The organism is Streptomyces sp. NBC_00045 (assembly GCF_045041095.1).
In the GTDB taxonomy this organism is placed as follows: domain Bacteria; phylum Actinomycetota; class Actinomycetes; order Streptomycetales; family Streptomycetaceae; genus Streptomyces.
The window spans coordinates 2331523-2343794 of record NZ_CP108271.1 but is presented as its reverse complement, the minus strand read 5'-3'; the positions used below and the strand labels follow the sequence as shown (position 1 = coordinate 2343794).

8 protein-coding genes and 2 pseudogenes are annotated in these 12272 nt (G+C 75.5%); 3 read left to right on the top strand and 7 right to left on the bottom strand.

Features of this window, described 5'->3' with window-relative positions:
* Positions 1–42 precede the first annotated feature (42 nt).
* Both OHA65_RS11060 and lgt read left to right on the top strand, forming a co-directional pair.
* Positions 43–834 (top strand): annotated as a pseudogene (locus tag OHA65_RS11060) (DsbA family protein); the annotation flags it as partial.
* Between the two features lie 295 nt (positions 835–1129).
* Complete coding sequence (gene lgt / locus OHA65_RS11055) at positions 1130–2170, top strand: prolipoprotein diacylglyceryl transferase (RefSeq protein ID WP_405761803.1); 1041 nt, start codon at positions 1130–1132, stop codon at positions 2168–2170.
* A 664-nt stretch (positions 2171–2834) separates the two neighbouring features.
* On the opposite strand, the gene OHA65_RS11050 is transcribed toward lgt, so the two are convergent.
* The 7 genes and pseudogenes from OHA65_RS11050 to OHA65_RS11020 all read right to left on the bottom strand — a co-directional run.
* A complete protein-coding gene (locus OHA65_RS11050; protein ID WP_327282954.1) occupies positions 2835–3641 on the bottom strand; it encodes a CoA ester lyase in 807 nt (268 codons plus the stop codon).
* On the bottom strand, positions 3638–4813 hold the full coding sequence (locus tag OHA65_RS11045; protein WP_327285612.1) for a CoA transferase: 1176 nt from the start codon (positions 4811–4813) through the stop codon (positions 3638–3640). Before OHA65_RS11045 ends, OHA65_RS11050 begins: the two co-directional genes overlap by 4 nt.
* A gap of 74 nt (positions 4814–4887) precedes the next feature.
* Positions 4888–5817, bottom strand: coding sequence for a ribokinase (gene rbsK, locus OHA65_RS11040; protein WP_327282953.1), 930 nt, complete (start codon positions 5815–5817; stop codon positions 4888–4890).
* Positions 5814–7262: an ADP-ribosylglycohydrolase family protein gene (locus OHA65_RS11035; RefSeq protein WP_327285611.1), complete on the bottom strand. Its 1449-nt coding sequence runs from the start codon at positions 7260–7262 to the stop codon at positions 5814–5816. The genes rbsK and OHA65_RS11035 overlap by 4 nt, the downstream gene beginning before the upstream one ends.
* A 38-nt stretch (positions 7263–7300) precedes the next feature.
* Positions 7301–8446, bottom strand: a complete 1146-nt coding sequence (locus OHA65_RS11030; RefSeq protein ID WP_405761801.1) for an ADP-ribosylglycohydrolase family protein — start codon at positions 8444–8446, stop codon at positions 7301–7303.
* Between the two features lie 7 nt (positions 8447–8453).
* A complete protein-coding gene (locus OHA65_RS11025; RefSeq protein ID WP_405763394.1) occupies positions 8454–9743 on the bottom strand; it encodes an ADP-ribosylglycohydrolase family protein in 1290 nt (429 codons plus the stop codon).
* 299 nt (positions 9744–10042) lie between these two features.
* Positions 10043–11011: pseudogene (locus OHA65_RS11020) on the bottom strand (ADP-ribosylglycohydrolase family protein); the annotation flags it as partial.
* A gap of 258 nt (positions 11012–11269) precedes the next feature.
* Here OHA65_RS11020 and OHA65_RS11015 point away from each other — a divergent pair.
* Positions 11270–12001 carry a VIT1/CCC1 transporter family protein gene (locus OHA65_RS11015; protein ID WP_327282949.1) on the top strand — a complete coding sequence of 244 codons (732 nt, stop codon included), beginning with the start codon at positions 11270–11272 and terminating at the stop codon, positions 11999–12001.
* The last annotated feature ends 271 nt before the right edge of the window (positions 12002–12272 follow it).

Genomic DNA, 12272 nt, shown 5'->3' with positions numbered 1-12272 from the left:
CGGGGAGGCACGCGAGTGCCTCCCCGCTTCGTTTGGCCGAACGTGAGCGAGAAGAACGACGGTGCGAACCGCGAAGCGAAACGATCGGCCCGCGAGCGGCTCCAGGTGGAGCGCGAGCGCGAGAAGAAGAGGGAAAAGCGGCGGCGGACCCTCGTCGTGGCGTCGGCCGTGGTCGGCGTCCTCGGCCTGGCGGCCGTCGTCGGCCTGATCGCGGCCAACACCGACAAGGGCGACAAGTCCGCCAAGGCGGGCCCGGTGTCAGCCCCCTCCGGGGCCACCGGCAAGGACGCGCTCGTCATCCAGACGGGCAAGCCCGAGGCCAAGTCCACGCTGACGGTGTGGGAGGACTTCCGCTGCCCGGCGTGCAAGTCCTTCGAGACCAACTACCGGGACACGGTCCACGAGCTGGAGGCCAAGGGCCTGCTCAAGGTCGACTACCACCTGGTCACCCTGATCGACGGGAACATGGGCGGCAGCGGCTCGCTCAAGGGCGCCAATGCGGCCGCCTGCGCGCAGGACGCCGGCAAGTTCGCCGCCTACCACGACGTCCTGTTCGAGAACCAGCCGCAGGAGACGAGCGACGCGTACGGGACGAACGCGAAGCTGCTGGAGCTGGCCGCCAAGGTGCCCGGGCTGGACACCCCCGAGTTCCGCAAGTGCGTCGAGGACGGGACGCACAACAGTTGGGTGAACAAGTCCTTCGAGGCCTTCCGCGCCGGGAAGTTCCGGGGCACCCCGAGCGTGCTGCTGAACGGCAAGGACATCTTCGCCGACCAGGCCAACCCGGTCACCCCGCAGAAGCTCAAGGAGCAGGTGGAGGCCGCGGCGAAGGGCACCGGGGGCGGGGCGGGGGCCGCGAGCGCCTCGCCGTCGCCGTCGGCTTCCGCTTCCGGTTCGGCGTTCTCCTCCTCGAAGGGGTCGAAGGGGTCGAAGACCTCGGGGTCCGGGACGTCGTCCGCCTCGTCCCCGTCCGCGGCGAAGTCCTCGTCCACGACCTCGGGGTCGAGGACCGGCTCGACCGGGGCCTCGCAGGGGGCCGCGGAGGACTGACCGCCCCGTCTCGATTTGGCGCCAGGTTGCCGGGCGGGTTGCGGTCCGCACCGCCCGGCAGGGTAGCGTCGGCTCTGCCATGAACCTTGCCTATATCCCCAGCCCGTCGACCGGCGTGATCCATCTCGGACCGATCCCGCTGCGCGGCTACGCGTTCTGCATCATCATCGGCGTCTTCGTCGCCGTCTGGCTCGGCAACAAGCGGTGGATCGCGCGCGGCGGAAAGCCGGGCACGGTCGCGGACATCGCCGTGTGGGCGGTGCCATTCGGCCTGGTCGGCGGTCGCCTCTACCACGTGATCACCGACTACCAGCTGTACTTCGGCGAGGGCCGCAACTGGGTCGACGCCTTCAAGATCTGGGAGGGCGGCCTCGGCATCTGGGGCGCGATCGCGCTGGGCGCGGTGGGCGCCTGGATCGGCTGCCGCCTGCGAGGCATCCCGCTGCCGGCCTGGGCCGACGCCCTGGCCCCCGGCATCGCCCTCGCCCAGGCCTGCGGCCGCTGGGGCAACTGGTTCAACCAGGAGCTGTACGGCCGCGCCACCGACCTGCCGTGGGCGCTGGAGATCAGCGACGGCCCCAACCGGGTCGCCGGGACCTACCACCCGACGTTCCTGTACGAGTCGCTGTGGTGCCTCGGCGTCGCCGCGCTCGTGATCTGGGCGGACCGCCGCTTCAAGCTCGGACACGGCCGGGCCTTCGCCCTGTACGTGGCCGCGTACTGCGCCGGCCGAGGCTGGATCGAGTACATGCGCGTCGACGAGGCCCACCACATCCTGGGCCTGCGGTTGAACGTGTGGACCGCGATCGTGGTCTTCGTCCTGGCCGTCGTCTACTTCGTCCTGTCGGCGAAGCTGCGGCCGGGCCGCGAGGAGGTCGTGGAGCCGGACCGCGGTCCCGCGGCGTCCGACCCCGCCGCGAAGGAAGCCGACGCGGCCGCCGGGGCCAAGGACTCCGAGCCGAAGGCCGGCGTCGACGCCGGGGCCGAGACCGGGGCCGAGACCGGGGCCGAGACCGAGGCCAAGACCGAGGCCAAGACCGAGGCCGAGGCCGGCGCCGAGGGCGGTTCTGCGGCCGAGTCCAGGGACGCCGAGGAGCCCAAGGCCGCCAAGAAGCTCTGACCGGGTCGTCCGGAACACGACGGGAGGGGCGCCGCGCACCGCGCGGCGCCCCTCCCGTCTGCGTGGGGCGCGACCGCGCACGGACGTCACGTCCCGGCGCTTCACGCCCGATCGGAAGGCGGAGCCGCCCCGGGCCCCGCCCACCGGGCACCCCGAACCCCCACCCCACGCGCTCCCGGGGCTCCGGCCCCAGCTCTGGCTGCCGCTGCCGCTGCCGTTGTTGCGGCCGCGGCCCCGGCCCGGCTCCGGGCCCGCCTCGGTCTCGGCCTCGATTCGGCCCGGCCCGGCCCGGCCCGGCCCGGCCCGGCCCGGCCCGGCCCGGCCCGGCCCGGCCCGGCCCGGCCCGGCCCGGCCCGGCCCGGCCCGGCCCGGCCCGGCCCGGCCCGGCCCGGCCCGGCCCGGCCCGGCTCGGCCCGCCCCGGTTCGGCTCGGTTCGGCTTGGCCTGGCTCGGCCCGCCCCGGTTCGGCCCGGCCCGCCCCGGTTCGGCCCGGCTCGGCTCGGCCCGGCTCGGCCCGGTTCGGTCTCGGCCCGGCTCGGCCCGGCTCGGCTCGGCCCGGCTCGGCTCGGCCCGGTTCGGCTCGGCCCGGTTCGGTCTCGGGGGATGCGCCTGTGGGGGGCGCCGGGGGCGGGCGGGCCGCGCCGGAGGGGGCGCCCCGCGCCGCGTCATTCGCGGCGGGCCAGGGCGACGAGGCGTTCCGCGCCCGCCAGGACCGCCGGGTCGACGAAGCGGCCGTCGGGCAGGGCGACCGCGCCCGGGCTGCGGCGGGCGGCCGCGACGATCTCCTCGGCGGCGGTGACCTCCTGCGGGCCGGGCAGATAGGCCCGCTCGATCACCGGCAGCTGGCGCGGGTGGATCGCCGCCCGGCCCAGGAAGCCCAGGGCCCGCCCGCGGGCACAGGAGCGGGCCAGCGCCTCCAGGTCCCGGATGTCGGGGAACACCGACTGTGCGGGCGGGGCGAGTCCCGCCGCCCGTGCCGCGACCACCACGCGGGAGCGCGGCCAGTCCAGGCCCGCGTCCGCGCTGATGCCCAGGTCGGCCCGGAGGTCGGCCTCGCCGAGGGAGAGCGCGCGCAGGGCGGGGTGCGCGCGGGCGATCTCGTACGCGCGCTCCACGCCCAGCGCCGACTCCAGCATGGCGTGCAGGGTCACCCCGCCGGTGCGGTCGGCGACCGCGACGATCTGTTCGGGCGCCGAGATCTTCGGCAGCCGCAGCCCCGCGAGGCCCCGCAGCCCGGTCAGAGCGGTCAGGTCGGCGCCGGCCCACGGCGAGTCCAGCGCGTTGACGCGGACGAAGACGGGGACCGGGGGCCGCTCGGCGAGCCGTTCCGCGGTGGCGGCGCGGGCGTACTCCTTGCGGGAGGCCGACACCGCGTCCTCCAGGTCGACGATGATGGCGTCGGCCCCGGAGCGCAGGGCCTTGGCCACCACCTCCGGGCGGTCGCCGGGTACGTAGAGCCAGGTCAGGATCACAGGGCCCGCTCCATCCGGAGTGTGCTGATCTCGGCCTCGGACAGGCCGAGTTCGGTGAGTACGGCATCGGTGTCCGCGCCGTGCGGGCGGCCCGCCCAGCGGATCGCGCCGGGGGTCTCGGACAGCCGGAACAAGACGTTCTGCATCCGGAGCGGGCCGAGTTCGGGGTCGTCGACCTCGGTGACGGTGTCCAGGGCGGCGAACTGCGGATCGGCCATGACGTCCCGTACGTCGTAGACCAGGGCCACGGCGGCCTCGGCCTCCTCGAAGGCGGCGACCACGTCGTCGGCCTTGTGGCGGCCGATCCAGCTGCCCACCGCCCCGTCGAGGACGGGCGCGTGGGCGGCCCGGCCGGAGCCGGTCGCGAACCACGGCTCCGCGATCAGCTCGGGCCGGCCGACGAGCCGCATCACGCGCTCGGCGATGGACTGGGCGGAGGTGGAGACCGCCAGCCAGCGCCCGTCCGCACTGCGGTAGGTGTTCCGGGGAGCGTTGTTGGTGGAGCGGTTGCCGGTGCGCGGCTGGACGTAGCCGAGCTGGTCGTACCAGAGCGGGTGCGGGCCCAGCACCGTGAGGATCGGCTCGATGATGGCCAGGTCCACCACCTGTCCGTGACCGGTGCGCTCGCGCCCGGCGAGCGCGGTCATCACGGCGTACGCGGTGGTCAGTGCGGCGATCGAGTCGGCGAGGCCGAAGGGCGGCAGGGTCGGCGGCCCGTCCGGCTCCCCGGTGATCGCGGCGAAGCCGCTCATCGCCTCCGCGAGGGTGCCGAAGCCGGGCCGGCGGGCGTACGGGCCCTGCTGGCCGAAGGCGGTGACGCGGGCCAGCACCAGCCGCGGGTTGGCGGCGGACAGCTCGGCCCAGCCCAGGCCCCACTTCTCCAGGGTGCCGGGGCGGAAGTTCTCGATGATCACGTCGGCGGTCGAGGCCAGCCGCAGGAGGGTGTCGCGCCCGCCGGGAGCGGACAGGTCCAGGGTCATCGTCCGCTTGTTCCGGCCGAGCAGCTTCCACCACAGGCCGATGCCGTCCTTGGCGGGGCCGTGCCCGCGCGAGGGGTCGGGGCGTTCGGGGTGCTCGACCTTGACGACGTCGGCGCCGAAGTCACCGAGCAGGGTGGCGGCGAGCGGTCCCGCGAAGAGCGTGGCGAGGTCCAGCACCCTCACCCCGTGCAGCGGCCCGCTCCCCGGCTCGCCCCGCTGCCCGCTCCCCTGCCCGCGCTCCGGCCCGGCCGCCGGCGCGGCGGCGGTCACGAGGCGGCTCCGGAGACGGGACCGGAGACGGGACCGGCCGCCGCGAAGGCGTCCGTCTCGGCGCGGGTCGGCATCGAGTCCTGGGCCCCCGGCCGTTGGACGGACAGCGCGGCCGCCGCCGAGGCCCAGGCCAGCGCCCGCGGCATGGGGAGGTGGTCCCCGAGGGCCACGGCGAGCGCGCCGACGAAGGTGTCGCCGGCCGCGGTGGTGTCCACGGCGCGGACGCGGGGCGCGGGCACGGTCAGCGGCTCCCGCCCGCGGGCGGCGTACAGGGACCCGCCCGCGCCGAGGGTGACTACGACCTCCGGGACCTCGTGGAGCAGGGCCTTCGCGGCCTGGTAGGGGTCGGTGAGCCCGGTGAGGGCGGCGGCCTCGTGCTCGTTGGGGACGAGCAGGTCGGTGGCGGCGAGGAGCTCCGCGGGCAGAGGCTGGGCGGGGGCCGGGGTGAGGACCGTACGGACCCCGTGGGCGCGGGCGGCGAGAGCGCCGGCCAGGACGGCGGACAGCGGGACTTCGAGCTGGAGGAGGAGCGAGTCGGCGGCGCCGATGCGGGACTCGTCGCCCGCCTCCAGGCCGGTGACGCGGGCGTTGGCGCCCGGGATGACGACGATGGCGTTCCCTCCCTCGTCGTCCACGGTGATGTGCGCGGTGCCGCTGGCGCCCTCGACGGTGCGCAGGGCCGCCGTCTCGACCCCGGCCCCGGTGAGCGCGGAACGCAGTCGTACGCCGAACCCGTCGGCCCCGACCGCGCCGATCATCACCACCTCCCCGCCGAGGCGGGCGGCGGCGACGGCCTGGTTGGCCCCCTTGCCGCCGGGGGCGGTGCGCAACTCGCGGCCGGTTACGGTCTCCCCGAGGCGGGGGGCCTTGGCCACGTAGGCGACGAGGTCCATGTTGGTACTGCCGAGCACGGCGATGGCCGTCATGGGCGGGCTGCCTCCTGTGCGGTGAGCTGGGCGAGGGTGTCGAAGCCGATGCCGTCGAAACCGGGGACGGTGGTGGCGAGACGGTTCTTGAGGGGCGCGGACCAGCGGTGCGGGACCCCGGCCGGGTCGACGAGCGCGGCGAGGGAGCCGGCGGTCGCCCCGTTGGAGTCGGTGTCCCAGCCGCCGGACACCGCACGGCACACGGAGCGCGTGAAGTCCCCGTCGGCATGGGTGAGGGCGGCCGCGACGAGTGCCGTGTTGGGGACGGCGTGCACCCAGTGGTAATGCCCGTAGCGGGCGTGCAAGTGGTCCACGACGCGGTCGAAGTCGGCGTACCGGCCGGCCGTGTCGACGGCGTGCCGGACGGCCTCGGCGAGCCGTGAGCGCGGCGGTACGACGGCCAGCCCGGCCCGGAGCGCGGTGTGGACGTCGGTCCGGCCTGCGGCGGCCTCGGCGATGGCGGCGGCGGTGAACAGGGCGGCGTAGAGGCCGTTGCCGGTGTGGGTGAGGGTGGCGTCCCGGTAGGCCTGGGCCGCGGCGGCCGCCGGGTCGCCGGGGTTGGTCCAGCCGTGGACGTCGGCCCGGATGAGGGCGCCGATCCACTCGCGGAAGGGATTGCGGTGGGTGGCGGTGGCCGGGGGCTCCAGGCCGAGCAGCAGGTTCCGGTGCGCCAGGCGCTCGGCGGTGAAGGTCCGGCCCGCGGGGAGCTCGTCGAGCCAGAGCCGGGCGACGTCGGCGGTGGTGAACCGCTTGCCGTGCCGCTGGAGCAGGAGCAGGTTGAGGATGGGGTAGTTGAGGTCGTCGTCCTCGGGCACGCCGTCGATGTTCTCGGCGAGGGAGGTGGCGGCGGAACGCCGGTTCCAGGGGTGGGCGGCCAGCAGCTCCGGCGGGACTCCGCGGGCGGTGAACCAGTCGTGCAACGGCCAGTTGCCCGCGGCGCGGGCGAGCGCGCGGATCCCGGCCAGCGGCAGCTTCTCCACCGGCTTCCCGAGCACGCACCCGACGGCCCGGCCCGTCCAGGCCGCCTCCAGCCTCCGGCACAGCCCGTCCGCCCCGTCCGCCCCGTCCGCCCCCTCGGCCCGTGCGGGGGCCGGCCGGCCCGGCCCGGTGGCGGCCTCCGGCCAGGTCGCGGTGATGGCGGGCCAGGAGCGGGGTTCGTCCGCGCTGAGCGGGGGCGGGAGGGCGGCCAGGGCCGTCAGGAGGCGTTCGGCCAGGACGCGGAGCTGCGGGGAGGCGGGGGCGGGGGAGCTGCCCGCCCGGGCGGGGGCGGGCCGGCCGCCCGCGTCCAGCCAGGTGCGCAGCAGCGGCTCGGCGGCCGCTGCCCGGCCGTCCTCGGCGGCCTGCCGGAACTCGTGCCCGAGCAGGTCCTCCGGCTGGACCCAGGTAAGCCGTACGACCTCGGCCGCACCGCCGCCCGCGGCCCCGGCCGGGGGCGGGCTCGGGATCGGCGCGGCCGCAGCGCCGTCGCAGGTCGGGGCGCCGGTCACTGCGGGGCGGCGATCGAGGTGAACGCCGACTCGTGGCTGCGGCGGCGGGCCTCGTCCAGGGCGAAGACCTCGCGGGCCACCGCCGCCAGTGCGGACGCCGGGGCGTGCAGGTCCAGGCGGCTGGCCTCGGCGACCTGCTTGGCCCACACCGGCGGGACCGCACGGACGCCCGCCAGGGCTCCGGCGATCGCCCCCGCCATCGTGGCGATCGAGTCACAGTCCCGACCGTAGTTCACGGCGCCGAGGACCGAGCCCTCGTACGCCCCGTCGGCGACCACCAGCATGCCGAGCGCGATCGGGAGTTCCTCGACCGAGTGGAGGCGGGACGGGCGGCGCGCGCCGAGCGAGGGGGAGCGGTAGTCCGGGCCCACCGAGTCGTACGGGGCCACCGCCGCCCGCAGCGGGGCCAGCGCCGACTCGAAGTCCCGGTGGCGGCCCGCCACTTCGCACACCGCCGCGATCGCCTCACGGGTGCCGTCCTTGGCCAGCGCGAGGGCCGTGTCCACCACCGACGACGCCGTCGCCCCCGGTACGCACGCCGCCGCCACCGCCGCCGCGAAGACGCCCGCCGCCTCCCGCCCGTACGAGGACTGGTGCGCCCCGGCGATGTCCAGGGCCTCCGCGTACGCGCCCGCCGGATGGCCCGCGTTGACGATGCCGACCGGCGCCATGTACATCGCCGCACCACAGTTGACGATGTTGCCGTTGCCCGCCTCGCGCGGGTCCGCGTGGGCGTAGTGCAGCCGCGTCACGATCCACTTCTCGGCGAGGAAGATTCGCTGGAGGGGGAGCGCCTCGGCTTCGAGTTCGGGGATCCAGCGCGGGTTGGTCATCAGGTCAGGGACCAGGTGCTCGGCGACCGCGTACGCGTCGAGGTGGTCCCGTACGGCCTCGTAGACCCGTACCAGCGCGTGCGTCATGAGGGTGTCGTCGGTGACGTGGCCGTCGCCCTTGTGGTACGGCGCGATGGGGCGGGCCGTGCGCCAGTCCTCGTGCCACGGGCCGACGATGCCGTGCACGCGACCGCCGTGCCGTTCCACGATCCGGTCCGGGGACCAACCCTCCACCGGGCCGCCGAGCGCGTCGCCGACGGCGGCTCCGACGAGGCAGCCGGCCGCCCGGTCTTCCAGAGTGAGCGTCATGTCCGAATCATCCCTTGGGTGAGGTGAGTTCCGTGCGAGCGAGGAGCGCGGCGAGTTCGACGAGGTCGGTGCCGGCGAGGCGGGGCAGGGCGCAGCCGGAGAGGGTGCGGCAGGCTTCGCGCCAGGCGGTGGGGATCGAATCGCCGCCGCCGAGGGCGCCGGTGAGCGCGCCGGCCAGGGCGGGGGCGGAGTCCGCCACGCGGGACAGGCAGGCGGCGGCCGGGACGGCCTCGGAGGCCCGGCCGCGGGCGGCGGTGGTGAGGGCGAGGGCCACCGGGACGGTCTCGGCGGCCGCGATCCCGTAGCTGTAGACGTGGTCGACGATCTCGTGTTCGAGGGTGGGGACGATGGCGAAGGCGCTGCCGGGGCCGTCCGCGCGGGTACGGGCGAGCTTGACGGCGTGGCGGGCGTTGCGGCCGATCTCGGTGGCCTCGGGGAGTTGGCCGAGAGCGGCGTCGACGGCGGTGTCGGGGTCGGCGCCGGCGAGGGCGACCGCGATGGCGGCGGCCATGGCGCGGGCGCCGTGCACTCCGTCGCCGTCCTGCGTGTAGCGGGCGTCGAACTCGGCGAGATCGGCGGCCGCGGCCGGATCGCCGGGGTGGACGACGGCGAGCACGCACGCGCGGACGCAGGCGGCGTCGTCGAAGTAGTGCGGGTTGTCGTGGCCGGTGGCGGGCGGGCGCAGGCCGGCGGCGAGGTTGCCGAGGCCGGCCCGCACGGAGATGCGGGCGCGGAGCGGGAGGACGGCGGACTCCACTTCGGGGGCACGCTCGGCCGCGGCGGCGATCTCGCTGGCCAGGGCGTTCCAGGCGAGGTCGATGGCGGCCCGCATGCGGCGGGACCGGCTGAGGTCGCTGAGCAGCACACCGGCCGCGGTGAGCACGGATTCGGCGGCGAAGGCCGCCCACTCGGCGTCGTCGGAGGGGCCCAGGCGCAGGGGCTCCGGGGGCTGGTTCAGGGCGATGGGCACGGGCAGGGTCGTGGTCTGGTTCTGCTCGGCGAAGGTGTCGAGCTCACGGGTGAGGCGGCGGGTCCACTCGGGCATGCGGCTGGCCCGGTGCCGGGCGGCGGGCCACCCGGCGGCATCCCCCGCGGCGAGCCCGAGCAACACCCCCTCGATCCGCCGGACCCCGGCGGGGGGCCGGGAGGCCTCCGGGCCCCGGGCCTGCGCGGCGACCTCGGCCGTGCCGGGGCCCTCGGCCCGGGCGGGAGCCGGGCCCGAGCCCTGGACCGGGTCCCTGCGGCGGGCCGGTGCAGGTGCGGTCGCCTTGGCGCGCGCCGTGGACGCGGCTGTCACCGGGTCCGGAGCCGCGGCGGGGACCGGGATCGGGTTCGCGGCGGCCGGGGCCGTGCCGGTGGCCGCTTCCCGACCTGGGGTCGTGGTCGCGGCCAGGGTGAGAGCCGTGGCCGTGGCGGAGTCCGAGCCCGGGGCCGGGGTCGTGGCCGGGTCCGGGTCCGAGCCTGGGGTCGGGGCCGGGGCGGGGCCCGGGGCTCGGGTCGGGTCCGGGGCCGCTACCGGGGTGGGGGACGCGGCCGGGCCGGGGAGGTCCGGGGTCGGCGGGGACGGGTTCGGCGTGCTCATCAGGAAGGCTCGGTTTCCGGGGTGAGGAGGTCGGCGATGTCCAGGACGTGGTAGCCCCGCATCGAGGGGAGGCAGCTGCCCCGGACCGGGCCGATCGCCGCCGCCCAGGCCTCCGGGATCGCGGAGACGCCCGACAGCGCGCCGGAGAGGGCGCCGGCCACCGCCGCCGTGGTGTCGGCGTCGCGGCCCATGTTCACCGCCGTCAGGACGGAGCACCTGAAGTCGCCCGCGCAGGCGGCGAAGGCGCCGAAGGCCAGGCCCACCGCCTCCGGGGCCAGGTCGGTCCACGGATAGCCGCCGATCACCACCGCGGAGCGCACCGCCCGCTCGCCGCGCGGAGCCGCCGTGACGGCCCGGCGCAGCGAGCGGGCGGTCCAGGAGTCGGAGGGGATGACCGAGAGGGCCGCCGAGACCACCGAGGCGGGGGAGCCGCCGGCCATGGCGGCCGCCACGCCCGCCGCCACCGCCTGGCCGCCGTAGATGCCCTCGCCCTCGTGGCTGACGCTGCCGTCGATCGCGACCAGCCGCGCGGCCTCGGCGGGGCGGCCCGCCGCGAACACCCCGAAGGGGGCGGCCCTCATCGCCAGGCCGTCCGACCAAGCGTGGCGGTGCTGCGCGGAGATGGGCGCCGCGAGCCCGCGGCGCAGGTTCTCCAGGGTGCCGCGCTCGCTGAAGCCCGCGCCGCGGAACGGCCCCTCGTCGAGGTCGGCGATCCAGTGGTGCCAGGCCCGTTCGACGTGGGAGATGGTGAGCGCCGATCCGTGCCGGGCCAGCAGGAGCCCCGAGAAGATCGCGTACTCGGTGTCGTCAGTGCCCGCCGGGTCGTCCGAGACGAAGCCCTCGATCCGGCCCCATCTGGCCCGGATCTCGGAGGGCTTCATGTTCTCGGCGGGGGCGCCGAGCGCGTCACCCGCCGCGAGGCCGAGAAGAGCGCCCCTGGCCCGTTCGAGGAGGACCTGCGGATTGCATGCAATCAGCTCCATGGCGCGCCTCTCCATCTGATGGGACCCATCGTGGGCCCATGGGGGATTTGTGCCACGGCATGTGGTTTGTCGCTCGCCGCAAAACGCCCCGTCCGGGCCCCCGTCACCCGGTCGCCGACCCGCGAAACCCCAGGTAAGTACGGCCTTCCTTGCTGGCGGGCGGCAGAAATCGTGCGTAGTTTCGAGGTGTTCAGGGGGAGTGGATGCCTGCGCGTTCTCTTCGCGTACCCACTCGCACGAAAAGGGGAGATACGCCGCATGTCCATCATCGACATCGAAGCACCGCTGCACACCGCGCACCGCGACAACCACACCCACCGCGACGTCAACGGCGGATGGCTGCGGCCGGCCGTCTTCGGTGCGATGGACGGACTCGTCTCCAACCTCGCGCTGATGACCGGTGTCGCCGGCGGTGCCGTCGCCCCGCAGACCATCGTGATCACCGGGCTGGCGGGCCTGGCGGCCGGAGCCTTCTCGATGGCGGCCGGCGAGTACACCTCGGTCGCCTCGCAGCGCGAGCTGGTCCTCGCCGAACTCGACATAGAGCGCCAGCAGTTGCACAAGCACCCCGTCGACGAGATGGAGGAGCTGGCGGAACTGTACGTATCGCGCGGCGTCGAGCCGGCCCTCGCCCGCGAGGTCGCCATGCAACTGTCCCGCGACCCCGACCAGGCGCTGGAGATCCACGCCCGCGAGGAGCTCGGGATCGACCCCGACGACCTGCCGTCGCCGATGGTCGCCGCGGTCTCGTCCTTCGGCTCCTTCGCGCTGGGCGCGCTGCTGCCCGTACTGCCGTACCTGCTCGGCGCCACGTCCCTGTGGCCCGCGGTGCTGCTCGCGCTCGTGGGGCTCTTCGCCTGCGGCGCGGTCGTCTCCCGGGTCACCGCGCGGTCCTGGTGGTACAGCGGCCTGCGGCAGCTGGTGCTGGGCGGCGCGGCCGCGGGTGTGACGTACGTCCTGGGAACCTGGATCGGCGGAGCCGTAGGCTGACCGCGCAAGCGATGAGACACTATGCAACGCGCAGCATAAGTAGTCCTCCCTAGGGTTCATTACCCGGCGGTTTCGATTCCGTGTCCGCCGGGCATCAGACCAGGGCGCGCCGGGCAATGATGCCCACCCGCGTCTGGACCTTCGCGCCGTGGTGCGCCCTTGAAGTGACTGCGAAGGTCCCATTCCTGCCCGTGCGTGTCCGCATGGTGAAACGCCATATCCGCTTCTCGGGATTGCCGTCATCATGTAACCTGCACGAAATTTCGCAGAG

Bases quoted from the DNA above. Each gene is read 5' to 3' on its own strand.
- lgt (WP_405761803.1), top strand. From the start codon at position 1,130: ATGAACCTTGCCTATATCCCCAGCCCGTCGACCGGCGTGATCCATCTC.
- rbsK (WP_327282953.1), bottom strand. From the start codon at position 5,817: ATGACGGCCATCGCCGTGCTCGGCAGTACCAACATGGACCTCGTCGCC.
- OHA65_RS11030 (WP_405761801.1), bottom strand. From the start codon at position 8,446: ATGACGCTCACTCTGGAAGACCGGGCGGCCGGCTGCCTCGTCGGAGCC.
- OHA65_RS11015 (WP_327282949.1), top strand. From the start codon at position 11,270: ATGTCCATCATCGACATCGAAGCACCGCTGCACACCGCGCACCGCGAC.